The sequence below is a fragment of the Mycobacterium sp. Dal123C01 genome (assembly GCF_052566995.1).
In genome coordinates, this window is record NZ_CP199580.1 from 5,634,620 (window position 1) to 5,658,119 (window position 23,500).

Here is a 23,500-nt window from a genome sequence, read left to right on the forward strand (position 1 = left end):
CTCGCGCAGAAAACCTGTCTATCACACTTGCACTAACGTTACTATGGTGCTATACAAAATCTATGCCTCAAGGCATAGGTAATTCGTACGATGGCAACAGATTGGAGTGAGAGATGGCTGCAATGCTGATGCGTACCGATCCCTTTCGTGAGCTGGACCGTTTCGCCCAGCAAGTGCTGGGCACGGCCGCCCGCCCGGCTGTGATGCCGATGGACGCCTGGCGCGAGGGCGAAGAATTCGTCGTCGAGTTCGACCTGCCCGGGATCGACGCCGATTCGCTGGACATCGACATCGAACGCAATGTGGTGACCGTGCGAGCCGAGCGTCCGGGCGTCGACCCCAACCGGGAGATGCTGGCCACCGAACGGCCGCGTGGAGTGTTCAGCAGACAGCTGGTGCTCGGTGAAAACCTCGACACCGACAGGATCGACGCTTCCTACACCGAAGGCGTCCTGCGCCTTCGCATCCCGGTGGCCGAGAAAGCCAAGCCACGCAAGATCACCGTCGGCCGCGGTGACGGACACGCGGCCATCAACGACCACACCACAAAACGGGAGGTGATCAACGCCTGATCGACCGGAGAGCGGAGGCGGCGGCCGCAGTCGTCACCCAACGGCCGCCGCCCGCCGCGAATAAGAGACCAGCGCCGAGCGTTGTGTCATGATCTGAAATCGTCCTCAGCGTTGAACAGTCAGCGCCCCCAAAGCCGATGCCGTTCTCGTATTCCCCCATCCGTTCGGGTCTCGATGGTGTGGGCGTGACGGCGGCCGGTGGCGTCCGGTGAAGTGAACCCGAGGAGACGAAGCCACGATGAATTGGAACATCAACGGCCAATCGGCCGATGTCGAACAAGCCTTGGCCGGCGGCGCGCCGCAGCGGACCGGCTGGTTCCGGTTCTATTTCGCCGACCAGCGGTGGGAGTGGTCCGAACAGGTCCAACGGATGCACGGGTACGAGCCCGGCGGCGTCACCCCGACCACCGAGCTGGTGCTGTCACACAAGCATCCGGACGACCGTGGACAGGTCGCGGCCACCATCGATCAAATCCTCAATACGGGCCAGGCGTTCAGCACCCGCCATCGGATCATCGACACCGGCGGACAGGTCCGCCACGTCGTCGTGGTCGGTGATCAACTGCACGACGACCAGGGTGCCGTGGTCGGAACGCACGGGTTCTACGTCGACGTCTCCCCGCTGCCCGATCAGGAACGCGAAGACCTCGTCACGGCGAAGTTGGCCGAGATCGCCGAGCAGCGGGCCAGTATCGAGCAGGCCAAAGGGATGTTGATGGTGATCTATGGCATCGGCGAGAGTGCCGCCTTTGACCTGCTCAAATGGCTATCTCAAGAGGCCAACGTGAAGCTGCGGCTGCTGGCCGAACAGATATGCGAAGACTTCCGCAGCGCGGGTCCAGGCCTCACCTCGCAAGCGGAATTCGACCATCTCCTGCTCACCACACGCGAGCGCGTCAACGCAGCCGGCGCGCAGGCCTCGTAAGAGGGCAGGGATTTATAGATAAAGGCCTCGAGCGCATTACTTCTTGCTGGGAATGACGATCACAACGATCAACGTGAGGATGGAAAAGAAGAGTCCAAGAATCCCCCATCCCAGCGGATTGCGGCCCTTCATCGCAGCAATGAGGCCACAGACGATCGCGGCGATCACGCTTCCGATGAAGACGAAAATTCCCTTAATTCCACGGAGAATGAACCCCGCCGCTAGTGGATCCGAACTCGCCAGAATCACTGAGTGCAACATGTCAGGCCCTTTCTCGGTGAAAAGTTATGACGGAATACCCTCGCGGGGCCGCGTCAAACCGTAATTCGGGTGACCTGCAGGCAGTCTCGTCGACCTATGGCTCCAAAAATGGCGCGTCCATAGACACGCAACCTTTTGCCGATTGTCTCTTATCGCGCTTAGACATCACCGGAGAAATCGGCAGTGATCCAGCGGTCGGGGCGGATGGCGAACAGCACGGTCTGCTGGCTATCCATGCCCTGGACGAATGCGCGTCCGGCTTCCTCACCGAGGTAACGGATCGCGATGGCTTCCCGCACGTCCAGCGGGGTAGGCGTGGTGGTCTCGACGACCGTGCCCTCGACGACCACGTATTGATACGGCGGCTCCTCGAGCTGGACCACCAGCGTCACCGCCCCGGCCCGCTCGATGAGCTTGGCCTTACGAGACGACGAGCCGGTGTTGACCAGGATGTTTCCCCCGGGGGCATAGCCGTACCAGATCGGGACACTGGACGGTGGACGACCATCCTCGGCAGCAACGGACAACACCCCGACATGCTTGGCCGCCAGGAACTCCTGACGTTCGGCTTCGCTGAAAGCTTTCATGCTGTGCGCAACATGCCGCCGCCGCCGGCCTATTCCCTAGGCGCGGCGTCGCGGTGCGTCCGCCCGGGCAGCCTCAGCTGCCCGCGATCCAGGCTTGTTCCTGACCGGGCTCGGGCAGGACGCGCCCGCCTTCGACGGCGAAACTGGCTGGGCTGCTTTCGAAAACCACCAGAACCCGCTCGGCGGGGACACTAGCCAACCGGGTTACGGCGGAGGCGATTTCGGTGGCAAGTCGGGTGACCTCAGCCTTCGGGTGGCCCTCGCGTATCCAGCCGCTAATCAGGACCGGGCTGGCTGGTACACCGTCGGTGTAGACGTCATCGGCGTCCAATTCGTGAAAAACCACGTTGACATAGGTGCTGGGCACGTGATTGATCTCGGAGTGGATGGTCGCAATCTCACGTGCGAGCGCCGCCTTGATCGGACCGGGCAGCGTTGATTCTGTCGTCGTGCAGGTATAGATCGGCATGATTGCTTGATCGTCGGCCCAATGGGCGCTGTTGTCGATGTTCTCGCCGACAACGCTGCACCGCATCGGATGTAACCGGCAACAAGCGTCAATGCAAGAACAGCGCCGGAATCTTGGCGACCAGCTCGTAGAGGCCATAGGCGAATGGCACTCCTACCCATACCCAGCTGACCGTTCCCAGCAGCTTGCCACGAGGTGGTGTCGCCTTGATCGTTCGATCGGTCATCGTCCGCCCTCACTGGAAACCACGCTGGCCGGCTTTCGCGTATCCGCCGCTGCGGCAAGGAAGTTAGGCGGCTGTGGAGTGCGAATCAGCTCGTTGCAGACCAAGCCGATCAGCAACAGGATCACCATGATCACGAACGACCATCGATATCGCTCCGGCCCCACCACATGGGCGGCAATGCGGTTGTCGGCAATCGCGTTGACGATGACCGGTCCGAGGACGCCCGCGGTCGACCAGGCCGTCAGCAACCTGCCGTGGATGGCCCCGACTTCGAGGTAGCCGAACAGGTCACGCAGATAGGCCGGCGCTGTCGCAAACCCCGCACCATAGAACGACAACAGCAGGATGCACACCACGAGAAACAGTGGCTTGCTGGCGTTTTGCGCGACGATCAAGACGACGTAGAGCACCGCTCCGAGACCGAGATAGAGCCGGTACATGTTCTTGCGGCCGGCCGCATCCGAAGCTGTGGACCAGAGTAGGCGTCCCGCCGAGTTTGCCAACGACAGCATCGCGACGAATCCCGCCGCGGCCGCTGTCAACGCCGCGGGAGGAGCCGCGTGTGGGAAGTAATCCCGGTAGATGGGTGCCGCCCGTTCCAGGATGCCAATTCCCGCAGTGACGTTGAAGCACAGCACTATCCACAACAGCCAGAACTGGGGCGTCTTGATCGCCTCATTGGCGGTGCGATCAGGTCCCGCGGCATGCGGCAACCTCGACGCGGCGACTCTGACGACGGGTGGTTCCCATCCCGGCGGTGGCAGGCGGATCAGGAGCACTCCCACCGTCATGAAGACGGCGTACACCACCCCCATGATCAGGAAGGTGGCGGCCAGCCCGTGCCGGTCGGTGCCAAACCATTTCATCAACTGCGAAGCCCACGGCGAGGCGATCAGCGCGCCCCCACCAAACCCCATGATGGCGAAGCCGGTCGCCATGCCCGGTCGGTCGGGGAACCACTTCATTAAGGTGGAAACCGGTGAGATGTAACCGATTCCGAGGCCGATACCGCCGATAACTCCATAGCCGACGATGATCAGCCACATCTGACCGATCTCGGCAGCAACGGCAGCGACGAGCAAACCACCGCAAAAGCACAAGGTCGCCACGACCATCGCCCAGCGGGGACCTCGCCTTTCGACCGTCGTGCCGAAGACAGCCGCCGACATGCCCAGCGTGACGATGCCCAAGGTGAACGGAACGGCGCTCAAAAGCCCTGAAGCCCCGAGGGTTTCATGCAGGGGAAGCTTGAACACGCTCCAGGAGTAAACGCTCCCGATCGCTAGATGTATCGAGAGCGCAGCGGGGGGAACAAGCCATCTACTCCGCCCCGGGCTAGCGATGATTCGATCGCGCGACAGCACGCCAGCAGACAGCATTGTCCTCTTTTCACAGCGGGCCCCTCGTGCATCAGAACGCTCGGCAGTCTCTCGTCAGTGACCAATTGGCAAGCACGACAACAAGATATGGAAGCGATATCACTCATGCTTTACGGAGCAACAGCCGACAATTGTCGGCAAGTTCACCCTGACTGTAACGAGCCAGCTCGCGCCGCGAAGTCCAGGAATGGCGGTGAAAACACGTGTAGTCATAGATTACCGAGTCGCCCGCCCCACGATCAGCGGGCGCACGATACGGGGCATGCCGCGCCACACGTCGTCGTCGGCTGTGACAGCAAAGCCGCAGGCGCGCATCAACTCCCCGGTCGGGCGGTTGCAGCAACACCCGCCGGCGAAGCCGCGCCACGGGCGGAACAGGTAGTCCTGCCACGCCGCAAGGAATCGCGAACTCGACCGCACGTGTTCGATGAACAACAACTGTCCACCCGGGCGCAGCACGCGGGCGATCTCGCCGAGGGCGCGTTCGGGATCCTCCACGGTGCACAGGACGAGCGTCGAAACGACGGTGTCCACGGATTCATCGGTCAGCGGTAGGCACTCCGCGGGCGCGTCGACGATCCGCGCCGGCTGGGCATGCCGCCGCAGGCGACGCGCGAGCCTTCGGCGCATGGCCGGCTCGGGCTCCATGAGTACGAGATCATCGATGCCGTCGTCGGGATAGTGCGCGATGTTCAGCCCGGTCCCCGCACCGAGCTCGACGACGCGCCCCCGAGCGCCGCTAACGAGCGTGCGCCGCCGGCGGCGCATGCCCGCGAGCTCGCCGAGCCACACAAACGGGTCGTACACCAGGGCCATAATCCGCAGCCACGCCGCGGATGGCGGGCGCACTCGTTGCTCGGTGTCGGCGATTTCGGTCATGGCGCAAACGTAGAAGCAGCTGTCGGCTGCGCGCATCGCCCAGGGCGGCCATCTTTCGTGGATGGCCCGTTTCGGCTATGTCACAGGAGTCCGAGGCGTGCGGCCTCGGCGACGGCGGCCGTCCGGGAGGTTCGACCGAGTTTGCGGCGAATGTTCGCGACGTGGCGGTGAACGGTATGCGGGCTCAGCACAAGTTGCTCGGCGATCTCGCTATCGTGCAGACCGCGCGCGATGCAGGCGAGAATCTCACGCTCACGGACCGAGAGCAGGACCGGCTGCGGCTCGCGCGAATCCCGCGGCGGTGACTGCGCCGGTGCCAGTGCCTCTCGGCATGCGCGCGCGACGGAATCCACGTCGCCGTGCCAGGGGAAGTGCGCGCTGCCGGGCAGCGAGATCAATGCAGCATCTGGGATCGCGGCCGCGACCTCACGCCCGAGCCGGTACGGCACCGCCCGGTCATCACGCCGATGCACGACCAGCGTCGGGGAGCGGACCTCAGGAAGATGCGCGCGCACGTCGAGCCGATAGACGAGGCCCAACAACGCGGCGGCGGCCTCGGCGGTCGCCGCCTCCCGCTGTAGCCGGGCGAAGCGTTCGTGCTCCGTGGATTCGGCAGCACCGAGGAACATGTGACTGAGCAGGCGGGAGCCGAGTCCCCAATGTGCGCGGACCGCCGCGATGATCGCGTCGCCCACTCCCGGGGCCGTAATCGCTGACCCGTCAGCGTACGACCCGTATAACACCAACCGCTCGACGCGCTCGGGATACGTTGCGGCGAAGGCGATTGCGGTGCAGCTTCCACAGGAGCCGCCCAACAGTGATACGCGCTCGAGCTCGAGCTCGTCGAGGAGCGCGCGCAGCAACGCGACTTCCGCGTCCAGGGTCAGATCCGCATCGCGCACCGTGCGGTCCGACATGCCGACGCCGAGCCGGTCGTAGCGGATCAACGTGTATGTATCGGCGACGCCTTCCCAGAACCGCCGGAAGCCGGCACTCTCCCAGTCGAGTTCGAGATGGCTCACCCACCACGCCGGAGCGACCAGCGGTGGCCCCTCCCCGCGTACCTCGTACGCCACGCGGCGGGCGCCAACGCGGAGGAACCGGATCTCGGACTTTGCCAGCATCGCCCTGAGCCTACGACGGTTCCCTTGACCAGGGAAAGGACGGCGAGACGCTACAGCAATCCGAGCAGCTGCAGGTCGGTGACGTACTTGATGATCATCGGCGCGGAGACGTGTGGGATATCGTTGTCGGGCCCGAGTTTGGCCTCTTGCACCGCGGCACGGAATCGGTCGGTCGACGCGGAGGACCCGCGCGTCGGCATTACGGGTCGCACATACTGGGGGCCGGCCGACTGCAAGATCTGCAGCACGCTGTTCTGTCGCTGTCGACCGGGCAGGCCACGCAGCCCGGTCTCAAACCGCTGCAACCACTCGTCGAAATCGTTGATGCGCTCGATGGGATAGCCGGCCTCGATCAGCCAGTCGACGTACGTGTCGAGCCCGATGTCGTCATCGTGAGGGTTCATCACGTGATAGGTCTCAAACCCGTCGAGCACCTGGGCTCCGAGCGTGGCGATCGACTCGGCGACGAATTCGACAGGCAGTCCATCGAAGTGCGCCCGTTGCCGGTTGCCGTCGGCGTCGCGCTGGTAGAACGAGCCGGGTGCGATGCCGGTGGCCACCAGGCTCAGCACCATCCGCGTGACCAAGTCCGAGACGTTGAGCTGGCAAGCATATGTGGTGTCGGCCAGGATCATGCCGCTGCGGAACACCAAAACCGGCAGCCCGACCAGCTCGTGAGCTTCGCGTAGCAACACCTCACCGGCCCACTTGCTGTTGGCGTAGCCGGTGACGGAACTGGCGTCGTTGATACGCGTCGGGCTGATGACCCGGATGTCGGCATCCTCGGTGAACGCCGACCGCTCAACCGGGTCGCCCACATTAGCCGTCGACACATACGTGTAGGGCTTGAGTTTCGTGGTCAGCGCTAACCGGATCAGCTCGGCGGTGCCCCCAACGTTGGGCCCGAACAGTTCCCTGTAGGGCAGCACTCCGTTGACCAAAGCGGCCGAATCAACAATCAGATCAACGGTTCCGGCCAGGTCCTGCCACGTCTGCTTGTCGAGGCCCAGGCTGGGCTGGGCCTTATCCCCGGCGATGACCCGCAGATGATCGGCGGCCAATTCCTGAAAGTGCGCCAGCAGTTGCGGATCTCCACTATCGAAGATCGTCTCCAGACGATGCATAGCATCCTCATCGGACTTTCCGCGCAAGAGACAGATCAGCGTGCCGTCGATAAGTTCAAGCTGCTCAAGCCATTCCAGCACCAGATAACGCCCGAGGAAGCCGGTCGCGCCGGTCAACAAGACCGTGTGCACCGCGGCACTCGGGCCCGGCAGCGCCGCGGCCGCCGAAAGCGTTGGGGTGTCGAGGAACTTGTCCAAGGTGAGATCGGCGGCGTGGATCTCGGTGGGCTCGGCACCATGCACGGCCACAAAGCGCGGATCGACGGCGTGGCGGTCCACCTGTTGACTCAGAGCGCTCACCGACGGCGAGTCGAAGAGGATGCGGACGGTCAGATGGGTGTCGAGGGCGTTGTTGATCGCGGCGATCAGACGCATGGCCGAGATGCTGTCTCCGCCGAGGTCGAAGAAGGAGTCGTCAACCCCGACCCGCTCGAGGCCGAGGATCTGAGCGTAGATGCCGGCCAGGGTTTCGTCGGTGGCGTTGGACGGGGCGCGGTAGTCGGTTTCACGGTATTGCGGGACCGGCAGCGCGCGGGTGTCGAGTTTGCCGTTGACCGTCAACGGCAACGCGTCGACCGCCACGACCGCGGCCGGCACCATATAGGCCGGCAACCGCTTGGCCAGGACGGCACGTGCGCCGGCGACATCGACCGCTCTGGGCACCGCTTCGGTGACGTAACCGACCAGGCGCTTGTCACCCGGGCGGTCCTCACGCACAATCACCACCGCCTGGTCGACCCCATCCAAACCGCCTAGCGCTGCTTGGATTTCACCGAGCTCGATGCGATACCCGCGGATCTTGACCTGCTCATCCGCCCGACCGAAATACTGCAACTGCCCATCAGCACGCCACGACACCAAATCCCCGGTGCGATACATCCGCACCCCAGAAGCGAACGGACAGGCCACAAACCGCGATGCCGTCAACGACGCCCGGCGTACATACCCGACCCCGAGCCCGCGGCCGGCGACATACAACTCACCGACCACTCCGGGCGGCACCGGACGTAACCACGCGTCGAGCACAAACAACGCCGCCCCGGGCACCGGCGCACCAATCGGCGGTGTCCCCGACCCAGCAGTCAACGGGGCACTGACCGTCACGCACAGCGTGGTCTCCGTCGGCCCGTACGCGTTGGTCATCACCCGCCCCGGTGCCCACCGGTCCACCAACTCCGCCGAGCACGCCTCGGCGGCCACCACCAACGCCGCTGACTCCAAGCCTTCCAGCGAAAGCGCCGACACCGCAGACGGTGTCTGATGCAACACACTGACATGTTCGTCAATCAGCAAGGCCTGGAAGTCTTCCGGGACAGCGGCCACCGACTCAGGCACGGTCACCAGCCGAGACCCGTGCAACAACGCACCCCAGATCTCTTCCACCGACGCGTCAAACGCATACGAATACCACTGCGACCACACCTCCCCCGGCCCTGACGGCAAACCCACATGCAACGATCCCAACAACTGAGTCACATTGTGATGACTGGTCGCCACTCCCTTAGGGACACCCGTGGTTCCCGACGTGTACACGATGTGGGCGATGTCCTCGGGCGCCGGCGCGGGCAACATGGTGCACGGCTGAATTTTTGCCATTGGATCATTGACATCGACGACCGACACCCCGTACGCGTCCAACCGCGAAGCCAACCCCGCGGTCGTGACCGCGGCGACCGGGCGGGCATCGCCGATCATGAACTCAATCCGCGCATCCGGTACCACCGGATCCATCGGCAGATAGGCCGCCCCGCTTTTGAGTACGGCCAATATCGCCACGATCGCCTCCGCCGACCGCGCGGACAACACCGCCACACATTCACCAGGACCCGCGCCCCGACCAATCAATAAGTGCGCCAGCCTATTAGCGTCCTCGTCTAACTCTCGATAGGTCATCGACCGGCCGGCACAACTGACGGCTATCGCCTCGGGAGAACGAGCAACTTGAGCAGCGAACAGGTCCGGAATCGACGCCCCAACCACCGGCCGCCTCAACACCGCCCGATTACCCAACACATCCAAACGAGCTCGCTCGGCCGCGTCGAGCACATCCACCGACGACAACCGGCGCGACCCATCGCCCACCATCGCCGCCAGCACCCGCTGCAACCTATCGATAAGCACTCCAACGCTTTCAGCGGCGAACAGATCGGAGTCGTATTCGACGCGCAGCCCCATCTCGATGCCGGGCGTGGCTTGCAGGGTCAGTGGGTAGTGGGTGGATTCAGTGCTGGTGAACTCCACGATGGCCAGCTCGTCGATACTCACCGACGACGCGGCGTCGACCGGGTAATTCTCGTAGACGAACAGGGTGTCGAACAGCTGGTCGTGACCGGTGATGCGGTGGATCTCGGTCAGTGCCACGTGCTGATGCTCCAGCGTGTGGTGGTGGGCGCTGTGCAGTTGATCGAGCAGTTCGGCGGTGGTGATCAATGCGGTGGCTCGGGCCCGGACCGGCACCGTGTTGATCAGCAGGCCCACAATCGATTCCGCACCAGCCACTTCTACGGGGCGACCTGAGACCGTCGCACCGAACGCGACATCGTGCTGGCCGGTCAGCCACATCAGCAGCTGCGCCCAGCCGGCCTGCAACACGGTATTGAGGGTGGTGTGATGCGCGCGGGCGAGTTGCGCCAATGCCTGCGTGGTCTGTTTCGGCAGCCGGAACGATGCCGCGCCGCGCTGCCCCAGCTCCCGCGCATGCTGCGAGCCGACCAACGTGGGCGTGTCAAAGCCGGATAACACCTCTCGCCAGGCCGCCTCAGCAGCATCGGCGTCTCGATCTGCCAGCCAGCTGACAAACCTGCGAAACGGTACTGGCGCGGGCAGCTGCTGCCCGCCATAGCTGGCGAAGATCTCCTGCAGCACAATCGGCAACGACCAGCCATCGAGCACGATGTGGTGGTTGGTGAGCACGAACCGGTATTGGTCTGGTGCGATGCGGATCAACGCCGCCCGAAAGACCGGCGGGTGGGCCAGGTCGCAGACCGCGGCGCGTTCCTCGGCATACAACCGCCGCACCTGCTCACCGACATTGGAGTCCGCACCATCAAGGTCGACATATCGCCATGCGGGGGCGGGGTCGGCGGGGATGATTTGCACCGGTAGGTCAAACTGTGGGCAGAAACGCGCCGCCAGGTTGGGATGGCGGGTGACGACGGTGTGCACCGCCTCGCACAGCCGAACCTGATCAAGCCGGCCGGTCATAGTGATAACCAGCTGTGGCGCATACGGATCGGCATTGCTGCTCTGCGCGATGGTGGTGTGGAAGAACAGTCCCTGCTGCAGCGGGGTCAACGGCAACACGTCAGCGATGCGATGGTGCTGCTCAAGCTCGCCGATCTGCTGCTGGGTGAGGTGGGCGGGAAGGAGGTCGGATGGGGTCAATCCGCCTCCACCGTGGCGCGCGTGCGCGCAGATACCGGCAAGGGCCTGAAACCATAACTGGCTCAGCAGTTTTACCTGGGCCCGATCCAGCACGGAGGGCGCCCACGTCCAGTCGGCGTGCAGGTGCGGGCCGTCCTCGGTGTCGAGGGTTCCAGCGTTAAGTGTCACGGCATGGGACAGCTTCATCGGCACCGCCGTCGCCGCGGCGATGGCCGACAACGCGTCGGTACTGGGTCGCCACAGATCCTCGGTCAGATCGGCCAGACCACCCAGACGTCCCAGGTAGTTGAACCCGATCGCCGGATCTGACCCGCGCAGGTCCGCCTCGACGTTGAGATACCGCAACAGCCCATAAGTCAGACCATCGGGTAGGGCGCGCAGCTGTTCTTTGGCGTCTTTGATCACCGCACCGAGCGCAGCCTCACCGGCGATCACCTGAGCCCAGTCCAACACGCCGACGCTTAACGCCACGGGGTACTTGACGGTAAACCAGCCCACCGTGCGCGACAAGTCGACGTGGGCGTCCAGCTGCTCGTAGCGCCCATGGCCTTCCACATCGATACCGATCGGCGCACCGCCGGCTCCCAGAAACTCGGCGAACGCCAGCCCGAAGGCAATCAGCAGAATGTCTTGCACGCCAGTGTGAAACGCCGCGGGCACCTCGCCGAGCAGCATTCGGGTCGTCTCGGCATCCAGCGACAGCGACAACTTCCCCGCGCCAGCATAGGTATCCACGTCGGGTTGCACCCTCGGCAACGCCGCCGGAGTCGCCGCGACTTTCCGCCAAACCTCGGCGTGCTCCATGACGTCGGGGTGGCGCGCGTACTCATCGAGCAGCGACGACCAACGGGCAAACGATGTGCCGCCCGCCGGCAACGCGACCGGCTGCCCGCCGCGGTGCTGTGCCCAGGCAACGTTGAGGTCTTCCAACAAGATTCGCCACGACACCCCGTCGACAGCCAGGTGGTGAATGATCAATGCCAGCTGGCTGGTCGAGGTAATCCACAGCGCGCTCATCATTACCCCGGCACCCGGATTCAGCCGCGACCGCGCCTCGACCAGCGCCTCATCAGACAACCCCTCTGCGATGTGCAGGCAGTCTTGCCCGCGCACCGAGCCCGGCTCGGGCGCCCACAGTGACCAGTCCCCAGGCCCATCGTCGTCGACATGTAGGCGCAGCATGGCATGTCGGTCCAGCAGGGCCTGCAGCACAACGCTGACGTCGGCATCGGTTACGCCCGAAGGGGCTTGGACGATCATCGTCTGGTTGAACTGGTCGACCGGGCCCTCCACGTCGTGCAGCCAGCGCATGATCGGGGTCGCCAAGACCGGCCCGATGCCCTCATCGACCACATCGTCATCGGCGGTGGCGATCGTGGCCACTCGGGCCAGACCGGCCACGGTCTGCTCGACGAAAATGTCGCGCGGGCGACACAGCACCCCGATGGCCCGGGCCCGGGCCACGATCCGCATCGACAAAATGCTGTCGCCGCCGAGGTCGAAGAAGGAGTCGTCGATTCCGACGCGGTCCAGACCGAGGATCTGGGCGTAGATACCAGCCAGGATCTCCTCGACTGCGTTACTCGGGGCGCGGTACTCGGTGTCGTGGTATCGCGGGACCGGCAGCGCGCGGGTGTCGAGTTTGCCGTTGACCGTCAACGGCAACGCGTCGACCGCCACGAGCGCGGCCGGCACCATGTAAGCCGGCAACCGCTTGGCCAACCGTTGGCGCGCACCACCGACATCGACCGCTCCGGGCACCGCTTCGGTGAAGTAGCCCACCAGCCGCCTATCGCCCGGACGGTCCTCACGAACCACCACGACCGCGGCCTCTACCCCATCCAAACCGCTTAGCGCTGACTGGATTTCACCCAATTCGATGCGATACCCACGGATCTTGACCTGCTCATCCGCGCGCCCGATATAGCGCAGCTGCCCATCGGGACCCCAGCACACCAGATCCCCGGTGCGATACATCCGTACCCCAGAAGCGAACGGACAGGCCACAAACCGCGACGCGGTCAACGACGCCCGGCGCAGATAACCCAACCCCAAACCACGCCCGGCCACATACAACTCAGCGACCACCCCGGGCGGCACCGGCCGCAACAATGCGTCTAGCACAAACAACGCCGCGCCCGGTATCGGCACACCAATGGGCACCACCCCGGTTCCCGCCTGCAGCGGCACACTCACGGTCACACACAGCGTGGTCTCGGTCGGCCCGTAGGCGTTGGTCATCACCCGCCCCGGTGCCCACCGGTCCACCAACTCCACCGCACACGGCTCAGCGGCCACCACCAACGCCGCCGACTCCAAGCCATCCAGCGACAGCGCTGACACCGCAGACGGGGTTTGATGCAACACAGTGACCTGCTCGTCAATCAGCAAGGCCTGGAAGGCTTCCGGGACCGCTGCTACCGACTCGGGCACGATCACCAGCCGAGACCCGTGCAACAACGCACCCCAGATCTCTTCCACCGACGCATCGAAAGCATAGGAGTACCACTGCGACCATACCTGGCCCGGCCCCGAAGGCAGACCCACGTGCAACGGCTCCAGCAGCTGAGTCACGTTGTGGTGAGTGGTGGCTACTCCTTTAGGCACACCCGTGGTTCCCGAGGTGTAGACGATGTGGGCGACGTCATCGGAGGCCGGCACCGGCAACGCCGCACTGGACTGCGCGCCAATAACGGGATCGTCGACATCAATAACCACAAGCCGGTGACCATCAAAGCGCCCGGCCAGGTCAGCGGTGCTGATCGCCGCGACCGGCGCGGCATCGGCGAGCATGAACTCGATGCGGGCATCGGGCACCGCAGAGTCGATCGGCAGGTAGGCCGCCCCCGACTTCAGCACCGCCAAAATCGCCACGATCGCCTCCGCCGACCGCGAAAACATCACTCCCACACACTTGCCTGGACCAGCGCCCCGCCCAATCAATAAGTGCGCCAACCGATTAGATGCCTCGTCAAGCTCTCGATAAGTCATCAAACGGCCTGCGCTGCTTATCGCTACTGCTTCCGGCGTACGAACCACCTGCGCAGCAAACGATTTCGGTATCGACGCCCCCACCACCGGTCGCCCCAACACCGCCCGATTACCCAGCACGTCGAGACGCGCCCGCTCGTCTTCTTCAAGCAACGGCACGTCGCCCACCACCACGGACGAGTCCGCCATCAAGAGACGTTCAAACAGCGATTCCAGACGGCCTATGTGCCCGGCGATCTCGTCGTCGGCGTACCGGTCCGGATTCCACGCCAGGTGAACTCGCGGTGCGCCGTCACCCCACTGCGGATAGATGTTGACCGCGATGTCTTGTATGGGAAAATTGCTCAGTATGTTGCAGATACCTTCGGATGGGCTGAAATAGAGTGGGGCCGCGAAGTCGAGCACGTTGACCACCGGGCCAAACTCGAGGTTCATGTCGTGACGGGTGCCGTCGCCGATGATGTCCGGGAAGCGCCGGAACTGTTGATGCCGCAGTGCCCCAACGACGGCCTTTCCAACCCGATCGGTGAGTGTGCCGATGGTGTCCGCGTCGAAGACATCGATGACCAGCGGCACCATGTTCGACACCATGCCCGCACAGTTTTTCAGCGCTGCGGTCGTGCGTGCCGAAACCGGCAGAGACAGCGAGATATTTTGTTGCCCAGTCGTTTTCGCGATGAATACCGCCATCGCCGCGACGACTCGTGCGACGTCGAACTGGCCGTTCTCCAACGATCGCAGCTCGCGCACCAGCGGGTGGCGCGGTGCCACCGACCTCTGTCTTGCCGACAAGTCGGTGACTTCTGGCGACCCGCGCACAACGCTCTTCCAGTACTCGGCATCGGCATGACTGCGTGAAGACTGCTGATATTTCTCGTCCGCGGCGCGGATCACCGCAAACTCCGAGAAATCGACGTCGCCGGTATTGGCAGCCGCTCCCGAGTAGACGTCCGCGACGTGCCGCATGAAGGTGTAGGCACCATAGCCGTCAAAAAGAACGTGGTGCACCCGCAGGTAAAAGTAGGACAAATTGTCGGTGATCCGCAGCAGCACGAAGTTGGTCAGTCGGTCGCGAACCAGATCGACCGGCCGGTGGTAGTCGTCCTCCATCCAGCTGCGACCAGCGGCGAGTGGATTGGACTCGGCACGCACATCAATACACTGCAGGGCCTGCGGAATCGAATGGTCAAGCATGAAGACCGGTTCGCCATCGTCGAGGGAAAGCCGCGCACATGGTGTGCCGAAGCGTGTGGCCGCCGATTCGCATGCAGCCATCAGCTTTTCGGCATCGATAGCGTGGTCGATCTCGACGTAACCGGCGAAGTTGTAAGGGACTTCGGGTCGGAGTTCTTGGGCAACCCATATCGAACGCTGGGCGGGGGTCAACGGTCCCAACGTCTCCGGTTGCGTGCCGTAATTCAGCATCTACGACGAACTTTCTATGCGGACCGGCGTGCCGGCGCTCGCCACGTCACGCCCAGTTCGGTTGACATCGCGGAATAGTCAGCTGTGCAAGAGTTTTTAGTCGGCGGCCGCACTATGTGTGGCTGTCCAGGTAGCTCCCGAACCGAAAGTATTTTTCCCCACTGCACTCGACGCCGTCGGACGAACGAACGCGAGTGATCACCAAGCCGCGGTTGCCGCCCCGACGTGCGCCGGATCCGCACACCACCACGCCGCCTTCTTCCTGCACCATCACCCGGCCCGGCGTACCGCCGTAACGGGCATCGGAAACGCGCGCCTCGAGGACTTCGATCCGTTCCCCACGGTAGAAGCTGAATGCGCGAGGATAAGGGTCGGACAGTGCACGCACAAACCGCTCGAGATCCTCGGCCGGCCAACTCCAGTCGATCAAACTGTCGCGCTCCGAACGCTTGTGGAAGTACGTCCGTTCGGCCTTGTTCTGCGGCCGAAAGACCGCGCCGCCGGACTCCAGCGCGCTCAACGCTTCGTCCAGTGCGCCCGAAATCAAATCCATGCCCCGCATGACCAACTCGGTGCCGGAGTCGGTCGGACCGATCGGCAGTGAGCGCTGCACCAGGATGTCCCCGGTATCCAGACCGTCATCCATCCGGTGCACAGTCAATCCGAACTCGGACTCGCCGCTGATCAATGCCCACAGCACGGGAGAAAACCCGGTGAATTTCGGCAGCAGCGAATCGTGAAAGTTCAAGGTGCCATATCGGGGAAGGTCATAGAGCTCCGCCGGCATCCGGTGGTACCAGCTATTGACGACGATCACATCGGGCTCGAAGTGGTTGACCAAATCGATGGTCTCGGCGTCAACCCGCTGGGCGAAATGCACTGGAATGCCGTGCTCGCGCGCGAGTTCGTCGACCGGCGCTGACCAGATCGCCTTATAGGATTCGCTGCTGGCCGGGTGGGTGACGGCAAGCACGACTTCGTGCTCGAGATCAATCAACGCCTGAAGGGTCTTGTAGCCCCACGTCTGAAACCCGAAAAACACAATGCGCATGACGCAAAACCCACTAACTCTTTACCCCGACCGGCCCTGCACCGTGCCGCTATTGAGCACCGCCCACCGGCGGCAAAGCTTACCTTAGCCTCCCCTAACTAGCGAACGGGCCGTATCAGCATGAACTCAAGGATCAATCCTCGAGCGATGGCGCCTGCCCGCGGGTTTCCTGGGCAGAAAGGCCGCGGGGATGATCGTGCAAACCGCCAGTGCGGCGGCCACCGCAAACACCATCGTGTAAGCGCGCGCCAGGTGGTCAGACGCGCCTATCTCTTCGTGACGATTCAACTGATCGGTCAACAGCACCGCCATCAACGCGGCTCCAATGGCGCCACCCAGCTGATCGTTGATGCCCAGCAGCGTCGTAGCCCGTGCGATCTGATGCGACGCCAACGACTGCACGCACCCCGCAGACAGTGGCGTCGCGGCGCAACCGATTCCCAGGCCCATGATCGTCAGGCCGGCGAGCAGCGTCGGTGAATAGGCCTCTTGGCGGGCGACTCCGAGGGTGAAGATGCCCAGGCCAGCTGCCATCAGCGGGAAGCCGATCAGCACCATCCTGCCGGGCCCGAGTTTGTCCATGAATGCCCCGGCCAGGGGCGTGGTGACTATGACGCCGACTCCCATCGCGATCAGATGCGTCCCGGACTGCATCGGCGTCTGGTGTAGCGCGACCTGGAAATAACTGGGGACAAGCACTAAGACGCCGACGTAGGTGGCGGCGAAGAGCAGCAGCGTCACGTTAGCCAATGTGACCACGCGGTTCTGGAACAGTCGCAGGTCGATGAGTGGGTGATCCGTGCGACGCCAGGCGTGGAAGACGAAGGTGGTGATCAATGCCAGGCCGATCGTTACGGGTATAAGCACGTGGGGATCGGCGACCGTGTGCTCGGGAATGGATGAGACCCCAGCCAGCAGTGCCGCAACGCCGGGTGACAGCAGCAGCACGCCGATGACGTCGAGTTTCTCCGACGGCGCCGGACGATCCTCCGGAAACATGATTGCCGCGAGCGCGAAGGCGGTCAGTCCGATCGGCAAGTTGATCAGGAATATCCACTTCCAGCCGTAGGCGCCGATCAGCCACCCGCCCAGGATCGGCCCCCCAATAGGGCCGAGTAAGAAGGGCACTGCTCCTATCGCAACCAGGCGGCCGAGCCGCTTCGGGCCTGACTCACGGGTAACGATCACAAAACTCAGTGGTGACAGAACGCCGCCACCGGCCCCCTGGAGCACCCGAAAAATGATGAGCAGCCATATGTTTGGTGCAATCGCGCACAGCAGTGACGCCAACGTGAATACTGCGACCGCGCCCATGAAGAGCCGCTTTGTCCCGAACCGGTCGGCCGCCCACCCCGTTACCGGGACAACCGCCGCGAACGCGAGCAGGTAGCCGGCGATCGTCCACGAGACGACGGCCGGAGTGGACCCGAATTCGGCGGCAAAGGTGCGTTGGGCAACGGCGACGGCGGTAGCGTCCAGAAACCCCATCAAGGCAGCCAGGCCGCACACCGCGCCGATCCGGAGCAGCCTAGCGTCGAGCTTATCGGGGTAGTCAGGCTCACCCACGCCCGATTGCCCGATGGTTGCGGAAGACGCGTCGTTCATAGCGTTGCCGAGCATATCGACGGCGACCGAATGCTCCCAACGGGCATCGCGGCCACCCCGCGCCCCTGTCGGATTACGCATGTCGTCGAGGTAGAAGGCAACACGGCCAAGTTGGCGGTGGCCAAGAACGCGTGATTGCTGGTCAGACATGGAAGTGGCCCCCGGAGAAGTCTGCGGGGCCCACCTTCGCTAGTAGCGGGGACAGGATTCGAACCTGCGATGGAATGTCGAACTGTCCGCCACTCTCAAGGTGCCCATCCACCTGTGCGAGCTCGCCGTACGCAACGTCGACAGAGGCCGTCTACGGCGCCCGATGGCCGAAACTTCAGCCAGGGCGTGGCCCGGCGGTCGACGGCGAACCGGTTAACGGTGGCGCGCACGTCGTCAAATTGTGCCAAACGGCGCTGTTGTTCCATGAGCGGTCATAAAACGTCGCTCGGCACGCCGGATTCGGGCATTGTTTGAGTCGTTGCCAGGTAGAACCTTGTTGGCTTAGCAATACTTCAATCCAGACCGCGAAAGCGAGCCACCGCCACCCGAATCCGATCGGCTCCCAGCGGATCGTGCCATCTGCGTCACGAGCTATCGCGGCAAGGCCGAGATAATCATGGCCGGTTGGTACTGAGACGCCGGAGATTAACGTCTCGAGCACGTCGCGGAGGTCTCTGAGGCGATCTGCGTCGTGATCAGTCAGCCGTGGGGGCGCATGGTCCTCCCCTCTTTGCGCGGACCAAGCCTTCACGGCGTTCGCGACCCAAAGCTGAGCGTGCGCGACATCACCGAGCATGTCCTGGCTGTGCTGCGTGCTGGCGCGGGTATTGAGGAGATCTTGAACCAGTGCCAACCCGCCGGGGGCGGCAGCAACGCCGTGGCGCTCGGACGCAATCCATGACGATGTCGGCCTACGGCTCGTCAAGTCTGTGCCGGCATGGCATGGCCAGCTTCTTGTGTGTGAGGTCATGTCACGGCTTCCAGGAGACGATCTTCGTTGGCGCGGACGCATTCGGAAAAGTCCTGTGCCACATCAGAACATCGCCGCGCAGACGGTGTCAGTCGAGTGATCATCATTGCTGACTCCTGCGGGGCGCGGTAATCGTTAACATCAGCATTGCCACTATGTGACGAGGTAGCCAGACCGCAGTCCTACTGGTAGCGGCAGAGACAGGATGGGTCGTAGGCCGGTGTCGGCGCTCGCGAGGTCGAGCAAGCGGCCCAACTGGAGAAACGCGACGTCGCTTAGGCGGTCGGCACCGGCTGTGGCAGGGGAAAGAGGCGCCGAAACCGCTCGACGATCTCAGCGTTCCCGGTGATGTCAAGCGTCCCTTTGGTTTCCAGCTCATCGAGGCCCGTGTCGGTGCGCAGCAGTAAGAGCAGCGTGCGTTGATCGGTGTGCAGTGTGGCGTCGGGGTTGTGAATGTCCCCGCGGCTGATCCTCAGTTCGCCGTGGGCGATGCGTATTTGGAAGGGTTCGTCGCCGAGGTGGATGGCAATGGTCGTCTCGAGGTCGGCGGCGGCGGCGCGGTCAAAGAGCGCGCCCAGGGAAAGCATCAGCGAGTCGCTTCCCATCGGGGCGTCATAGGGCATGGCGGGTGAGTGGCTGGCCCATTGCGCCAGACTCGTCACGATTGGGGCCAGCTGGTCCCCCCACGGGGTCAGCTCATAGACCCAGGAGGCCGCCGGCGCGCTGAGTTTGCGGCGCCCGAGCACGCCAGCGTCGGTGAGCTCCCGCAACCGTTGGGTGAGCACACCGGGGCTGATTCCGGGCAGGCCGGTCAGCAGATCGGTGAAGCGTTTGGGGCCCAGGAGTAGGTCCCGGACAACTAGTAGCGCCCACCGCTCCCCGACCAGGTCCAGCGCATGGGCAATCGCGCAGCCCTGCCCATATGTTCGCTCACCAACCATGACGACGACTCTACCAGGGGAAAGTGGAAAAACCGCCTAGTCACTTGTTTTTTAGTAGTCATTACTACTAGATTCATAGTTATATTGTCCGACCCCAACTCAGGAGACGAAAACTGATGCCCGTGTTCACCATTGACGCCCCTTCAGGGGCGCAGCAAGACGCCAAAGACAAGATGCTGAAGGAGGTCACCGAAGCGCTGCACGAGGCGTGGCCCATCCCCGACACCCGTGGCTGGTTGCGCGAATACCCAGCCGGCAACGTCTCCCAGGACGGACGCATCGCAGCTGAGCCGGTGCGGCCAGTGTGCTCACTGGAGGCGCCAGAACTGACCAACCTGGACGCGAAACGGAAACTGGTGCAAAAAATCGAATCGGCGATCGCCGCGGCCTACGACGGCATCGCCAACACCGAGGAGGTTCTCGTCTTGGTCAACCACTACCCACTTGAAAACGTCGGATGGCAAGGAAGTCTGCAATCCGACAAACCCGAGATCGTCGCCGCCATCGCGCAGCTCAACCAATAGACAGGACGTTGATCGAGGGCGGAGTGCCCCCCAGCGTCTCGCCCTCGATCAATCCTTTGACCAATATTGTTGCAATGCACACGATTCCGGTGATGCCTGCTTGCGGTTTTAGCCACCGGGCGTAGACGTCGACACGATGAACGCCCGAACTAATTCCGCAAATGCGTCGGGGCACTCGATCTGGGGCATATGGCCGATGCCGGTGAACAGATGAGTCTTGGCGTGCGGCAGGAATTTGCGGGCTGTGATCAGGTGGCGCACAGGCAGGATGCGGTCGCGGTCGCCCCAGATGATCAGGGTGGGGCGAGGATGAATTTTTGCTTCAGCGATGAGTTCCGCGCGCCACCGCCGCCGGAATCCTCGTGCGGTGGCGAGTTCGCGGACCAGTTCGTGTAACACCGGGCCATACTGGGGCTGCCGGGCAATCGCCAAAGCGTGATCGATTCGTTGCCTCGTCGCCAGCGACCGGTCAGCATAGATGGCTCGCTCGATCATCCGTGCACTGACGCGGGTGGGGTGTCGGGCGGCGAAGCTACCGATCCCCGGCACAGAAACCAACCGGACCATTGCGTAGACCTCGGAGCCAAAGCCGGCGGGGTTGACCAGAACCAGACTTGCCACCCGTTCGGGATGCACACACAGCAGCTGCAGTCCCACGGCAGCGCCCAGTGAGTTCCCGATGACGTGCAGCGGCCCCTGTTCGCCTAGGACATCGAGTGTCGCGGCGACGCCGCGCGCGAGCGCCGGTACTGACATGGAATCGTGTGGGCGGGTGGAGAATCCCAAGCCGGGAATGTCGAGGGCGATAGTTCGGTAGCCGGCCAGTCGCTGGTGCTGTGGCGCCCAATCTTCCAGGCTACGGCCCACACCGTGCAGCAGCAGGATCGCCGGTTGCTCGGAGCTACCGTCGATCCGGACCCGGGTACGCCCGTCGTTGACGGCGATGATGTCGGGCGCACTCATGTGGTCACCTTTCTTCAGCGGCTATTTGTCCTGCGGCAGTGACGCTTTCGAAATGTCGCCCACGTCTTGACAACACTAGAAGCCCAAATCCGTTGGAGGCGACGGATTGTCCGCTCAGTGAACAATCCCTAAGTGCCGCGGCGACGCACCCATGTGCAGCAGCCCGAGCCCGCAGGCCCCGGATTTCCGGGGGAATGTTCATTCAACGGACAATGGGTCACCCGTTAGCGGCGCTGCCCTCTAACGTCGAAGACATCACCGCATCTGAGGTGTTCGACATCCCTACCATGGGCGCCGAACCCGACTCAGCAAGCGCGGGCCGCTATCTCGCCCGCCAAAACCCCTGCGTACCTGATCCACACAGCGGCAAGCCACAGAACAACTAGCCGCAGAACAGTCGAACCAACACATCGAAATGAGAGAGCAGATGAACACCACTCCCGACGAGGCGTCCCCGCAGGGAGCCGATTTCGCTGAACGAGTCGATCGCAATCAGCGAAATCTCGCTTCTAAGTTATGGCCGCAGTATGACTTCATTGTCTGCGGTTCAGGCTCTTCGGGGTCGGTGGTAGCGCGGCGTCTCGCCGAAAACGCCGACGCCAGCGTGTTGCTGCTAGAAGCCGGCGGCGACGATGACGTGCCAACTGTGATGAGAGCAGAGCAGTGGCCACTAAATCTGGGGAGTGAGCGCGATTGGGGCTTTGCGGCCCAGCCCAGCCCGCACGTCAACGGTCGCTCTATCCCACTGTCGATGGGCAAGGTGTTGGGGGGTGGCTCCAGTATCAACGTGATGGCGTGGGCCCGCGGGCACAAAAACGATTGGGACTTCTTCGCCTCCGAAGCCGGCAATAAGGCTTGGAGCTACCAATCGGTGTTGAACACTTATCGGCGCATCGAGGATTGGCACGGTGCGGCTGACCCCGACTATCGGGGCACAGGTGGCCCCGTGTACGTCGAGCCCGCGCCCGACCCCAACCCGATAGCACTCGCCGGCCTGCAGGGCGCCCGCTCGGTGGGGATTCCGACCTTCGAGAATCAGAACGGCCGCATGATGGAGAGCGACGGCGGCGCGGCGATTATGGATGTGATAGCCCGAAAGGGCCACCGCCAATCTATCTTTCGTTCCTACGTCTTCCCCTACATGGACCGGCCCAACCTGACCGTGCTTACCGGCGCGCTGGTCACCCGGATAACATTCGAGCACACGCGGGCCAGCGGCGTGGAGTTCCGCCACGACGGGAAAATCCACCACGTGGATGCGGGATGCGAAGTCGTGTTATCGCTGGGCGCGATAAACACTCCCAAACTGCTCATGCAGTCCGGGATCGGCGACCACACCGAATTGCGACAACACGGCATCCCCGTCGTGCAGCATCTACCAGGGGTCGGTCAAAACTTGCAGGACCATCCTCGTATCGATTGTGTCTGGGAGTACCCGCAGCCGCTTCCACCGCGCAACAACGGCGCCGAGGCGACCTACTTTTGGAAGAGCGACCCCAGCCTGGACACCCCGGATTTGCAGAGTTGCCAGGTTGAATTTCCACTGTCGAGTCCGGAGACGGCAGCCAGATTCGACGTGCCTGACTTCGGGTGGGGATGGTCGCTCGGTCTGGTGCGGCCAAAAAGCCGAGGGGAGATCCGCCTCACCGGACCCGATCCAGTTGACCCAGTGGAGATTTGCGCAAATTTCTTGTCTGATCCCGATGATGTCAAGGCAGCGATTGCGGGCGTGGAACTGTGCCGCGAGATCGGCAACTCACCCGCTCTTGGTCCGTTCGTGAAGCGTGAAGTCATGCCCGGAAGCCTCACAGGCGCCGAGCTTGAGCGCTACGTGCGAGATGCCGCGGTGAGCTACTGGCATCAAGCCTGCACCGCCAAGATGGGCCAAGACTCCATGTCGGTGGTAGACGGAGAGCTGAAAGTCTCTGGAGTAGAGGGTCTTCGGATCGCCGACGGGTCGATCATGCCCCGGGTGACGACCGGAAACACCATGGCTGCCTGCGTCATCATCGGCGAACGCGCTGCAGAGATCCTCAAGAGCGAACACACATTTTGATGTCGTCACATGCCTCAAGGGTTGCCCGTCTGGTGAAGGTTGTTGGAGGACAC

General features: G+C 63.3%; 17 protein-coding genes. 4 read left to right on the forward strand and 13 right to left on the reverse strand.

Features of this window, described 5'->3' with window-relative positions:
* The first annotated feature begins 122 nt into the window (after positions 1 to 122).
* Both ACTXG5_RS26355 and ACTXG5_RS26360 read left to right on the forward strand, forming a co-directional pair.
* Complete coding sequence (locus ACTXG5_RS26355) at positions 123 to 572, forward strand: Hsp20/alpha crystallin family protein (RefSeq protein ID WP_445164604.1); 450 nt, start codon at positions 123 to 125, stop codon at positions 570 to 572.
* 238 nt (positions 573 to 810) lie between these two features.
* Entirely contained in the window at positions 811 to 1,497 is a 687-nt protein-coding gene (locus tag ACTXG5_RS26360; protein ID WP_445161582.1) for a PAS and ANTAR domain-containing protein, read from the forward strand.
* Positions 1,498 to 1,533: 36 nt separating this feature from the next.
* Here ACTXG5_RS26360 and ACTXG5_RS26365 read toward each other — a convergent pair whose 3' ends face one another.
* The 12 genes from ACTXG5_RS26365 to ACTXG5_RS26420 all read right to left on the reverse strand — a co-directional run bounded on the left by ACTXG5_RS26365 (position 1,534) and on the right by ACTXG5_RS26420 (position 19,904).
* The gene (locus tag ACTXG5_RS26365) at positions 1,534 to 1,758 is read right to left on the reverse strand and encodes a deoxyribodipyrimidine photolyase (protein WP_445161583.1); all 225 of its coding nucleotides are present in this window, start codon (positions 1,756 to 1,758) and stop codon (positions 1,534 to 1,536) included.
* Between the two features lie 158 nt (positions 1,759 to 1,916).
* Positions 1,917 to 2,345 (reverse strand): pyridoxamine 5'-phosphate oxidase family protein, encoded by a 429-nt coding sequence (locus ACTXG5_RS26370; RefSeq protein ID WP_445161584.1) that lies wholly within the window; start codon positions 2,343 to 2,345, stop codon positions 1,917 to 1,919.
* A 73-nt stretch (positions 2,346 to 2,418) separates the two neighbouring features.
* Positions 2,419 to 2,880 (reverse strand): tautomerase family protein, encoded by a 462-nt coding sequence (locus ACTXG5_RS26375; RefSeq protein WP_445161585.1) that lies wholly within the window; start codon positions 2,878 to 2,880, stop codon positions 2,419 to 2,421.
* A 22-nt stretch (positions 2,881 to 2,902) separates the two neighbouring features.
* Positions 2,903 to 3,040, reverse strand: coding sequence for an MFS transporter small subunit (locus tag ACTXG5_RS26380; protein WP_445161586.1), 138 nt, complete (start codon positions 3,038 to 3,040; stop codon positions 2,903 to 2,905).
* Positions 3,037 to 4,296 (reverse strand): OFA family MFS transporter, encoded by a 1,260-nt coding sequence (locus tag ACTXG5_RS26385; RefSeq protein ID WP_445161587.1) that lies wholly within the window; start codon positions 4,294 to 4,296, stop codon positions 3,037 to 3,039. The genes ACTXG5_RS26380 and ACTXG5_RS26385 overlap by 4 nt, the downstream gene beginning before the upstream one ends.
* A gap of 339 nt (positions 4,297 to 4,635) precedes the next feature.
* Positions 4,636 to 5,298 (reverse strand): class I SAM-dependent methyltransferase, encoded by a 663-nt coding sequence (locus tag ACTXG5_RS26390; RefSeq protein WP_445161588.1) that lies wholly within the window; start codon positions 5,296 to 5,298, stop codon positions 4,636 to 4,638.
* Positions 5,299 to 5,378: 80 nt separating this feature from the next.
* Positions 5,379 to 6,422 carry an alpha/beta fold hydrolase gene (locus ACTXG5_RS26395; RefSeq protein ID WP_445161589.1) on the reverse strand — a complete coding sequence of 348 codons (1,044 nt, stop codon included), beginning with the start codon at positions 6,420 to 6,422 and terminating at the stop codon, positions 5,379 to 5,381.
* Positions 6,423 to 6,472: 50 nt separating this feature from the next.
* Complete coding sequence (locus ACTXG5_RS26400; protein WP_445161590.1) at positions 6,473 to 15,346, reverse strand: amino acid adenylation domain-containing protein; 8,874 nt, start codon at positions 15,344 to 15,346, stop codon at positions 6,473 to 6,475.
* Between the two features lie 112 nt (positions 15,347 to 15,458).
* Positions 15,459 to 16,397 carry a methionyl-tRNA formyltransferase gene (locus tag ACTXG5_RS26405; protein WP_445161591.1) on the reverse strand — a complete coding sequence of 313 codons (939 nt, stop codon included), beginning with the start codon at positions 16,395 to 16,397 and terminating at the stop codon, positions 15,459 to 15,461.
* Positions 16,398 to 16,523: 126 nt separating this feature from the next.
* Positions 16,524 to 18,017 carry a DHA2 family efflux MFS transporter permease subunit gene (locus ACTXG5_RS26410; RefSeq protein ID WP_445164605.1) on the reverse strand — a complete coding sequence of 498 codons (1,494 nt, stop codon included), beginning with the start codon at positions 18,015 to 18,017 and terminating at the stop codon, positions 16,524 to 16,526.
* 310 nt (positions 18,018 to 18,327) lie between these two features.
* Positions 18,328 to 19,005: a CGNR zinc finger domain-containing protein gene (locus ACTXG5_RS26415; protein WP_445161592.1), complete on the reverse strand. Its 678-nt coding sequence runs from the start codon at positions 19,003 to 19,005 to the stop codon at positions 18,328 to 18,330.
* A gap of 233 nt (positions 19,006 to 19,238) precedes the next feature.
* Positions 19,239 to 19,904 (reverse strand): winged helix-turn-helix transcriptional regulator, encoded by a 666-nt coding sequence (locus ACTXG5_RS26420; protein ID WP_445161593.1) that lies wholly within the window; start codon positions 19,902 to 19,904, stop codon positions 19,239 to 19,241.
* Between the two features lie 116 nt (positions 19,905 to 20,020).
* On the opposite strand from ACTXG5_RS26420, the gene ACTXG5_RS26425 reads away from it, so the two are divergent.
* The gene (locus tag ACTXG5_RS26425; RefSeq protein WP_445161594.1) at positions 20,021 to 20,428 is read left to right on the forward strand and encodes a tautomerase family protein; all 408 of its coding nucleotides are present in this window, start codon (positions 20,021 to 20,023) and stop codon (positions 20,426 to 20,428) included.
* 108 nt (positions 20,429 to 20,536) lie between these two features.
* Here the strand turns inward: ACTXG5_RS26425 and ACTXG5_RS26430 are convergent, their stop codons facing one another.
* Positions 20,537 to 21,391, reverse strand: coding sequence for an alpha/beta fold hydrolase (locus tag ACTXG5_RS26430; RefSeq protein ID WP_445161595.1), 855 nt, complete (start codon positions 21,389 to 21,391; stop codon positions 20,537 to 20,539).
* 427 nt (positions 21,392 to 21,818) lie between these two features.
* Between ACTXG5_RS26430 and ACTXG5_RS26435 the strand changes: the two genes are divergently transcribed.
* On the forward strand, positions 21,819 to 23,447 hold the full coding sequence (locus ACTXG5_RS26435; protein WP_445161596.1) for a GMC family oxidoreductase: 1,629 nt from the start codon (positions 21,819 to 21,821) through the stop codon (positions 23,445 to 23,447).
* Positions 23,448 to 23,500 lie beyond the last annotated feature (53 nt).

What these genes read in the sequence shown, in the direction of transcription:
- ACTXG5_RS26375 (WP_445161585.1), bottom strand. Translation starts at nt 2,880, where the DNA reads ATGCGGTGCAGCGTTGTCGGCGAGAACATCGACAACAGCGCCCATTGG.
- ACTXG5_RS26435 (WP_445161596.1), top strand. Translation starts at nt 21,819, where the DNA reads ATGAACACCACTCCCGACGAGGCGTCCCCGCAGGGAGCCGATTTCGCT.
- ACTXG5_RS26425 (WP_445161594.1), top strand. Translation starts at nt 20,021, where the DNA reads ATGCCCGTGTTCACCATTGACGCCCCTTCAGGGGCGCAGCAAGACGCC.
- ACTXG5_RS26380 (WP_445161586.1), bottom strand. Translation starts at nt 3,040, where the DNA reads ATGACCGATCGAACGATCAAGGCGACACCACCTCGTGGCAAGCTGCTG.
- ACTXG5_RS26430 (WP_445161595.1), bottom strand. Translation starts at nt 21,391, where the DNA reads ATGAGTGCGCCCGACATCATCGCCGTCAACGACGGGCGTACCCGGGTC.
- ACTXG5_RS26360 (WP_445161582.1), top strand. Translation starts at nt 811, where the DNA reads ATGAATTGGAACATCAACGGCCAATCGGCCGATGTCGAACAAGCCTTG.
- ACTXG5_RS26355 (WP_445164604.1), top strand. Translation starts at nt 123, where the DNA reads ATGCTGATGCGTACCGATCCCTTTCGTGAGCTGGACCGTTTCGCCCAG.
- ACTXG5_RS26395 (WP_445161589.1), bottom strand. Translation starts at nt 6,422, where the DNA reads ATGCTGGCAAAGTCCGAGATCCGGTTCCTCCGCGTTGGCGCCCGCCGC.
- ACTXG5_RS26370 (WP_445161584.1), bottom strand. Translation starts at nt 2,345, where the DNA reads ATGAAAGCTTTCAGCGAAGCCGAACGTCAGGAGTTCCTGGCGGCCAAG.
- ACTXG5_RS26420 (WP_445161593.1), bottom strand. Translation starts at nt 19,904, where the DNA reads ATGGTTGGTGAGCGAACATATGGGCAGGGCTGCGCGATTGCCCATGCG.
- ACTXG5_RS26415 (WP_445161592.1), bottom strand. Translation starts at nt 19,005, where the DNA reads ATGCGTCCGCGCCAACGAAGATCGTCTCCTGGAAGCCGTGACATGACC.
- ACTXG5_RS26400 (WP_445161590.1), bottom strand. Translation starts at nt 15,346, where the DNA reads ATGCTGAATTACGGCACGCAACCGGAGACGTTGGGACCGTTGACCCCC.
- ACTXG5_RS26405 (WP_445161591.1), bottom strand. Translation starts at nt 16,397, where the DNA reads ATGCGCATTGTGTTTTTCGGGTTTCAGACGTGGGGCTACAAGACCCTT.
- ACTXG5_RS26410 (WP_445164605.1), bottom strand. Translation starts at nt 18,017, where the DNA reads ATGCTCGGCAACGCTATGAACGACGCGTCTTCCGCAACCATCGGGCAA.
- ACTXG5_RS26390 (WP_445161588.1), bottom strand. Translation starts at nt 5,298, where the DNA reads ATGACCGAAATCGCCGACACCGAGCAACGAGTGCGCCCGCCATCCGCG.
- ACTXG5_RS26365 (WP_445161583.1), bottom strand. Translation starts at nt 1,758, where the DNA reads ATGTTGCACTCAGTGATTCTGGCGAGTTCGGATCCACTAGCGGCGGGG.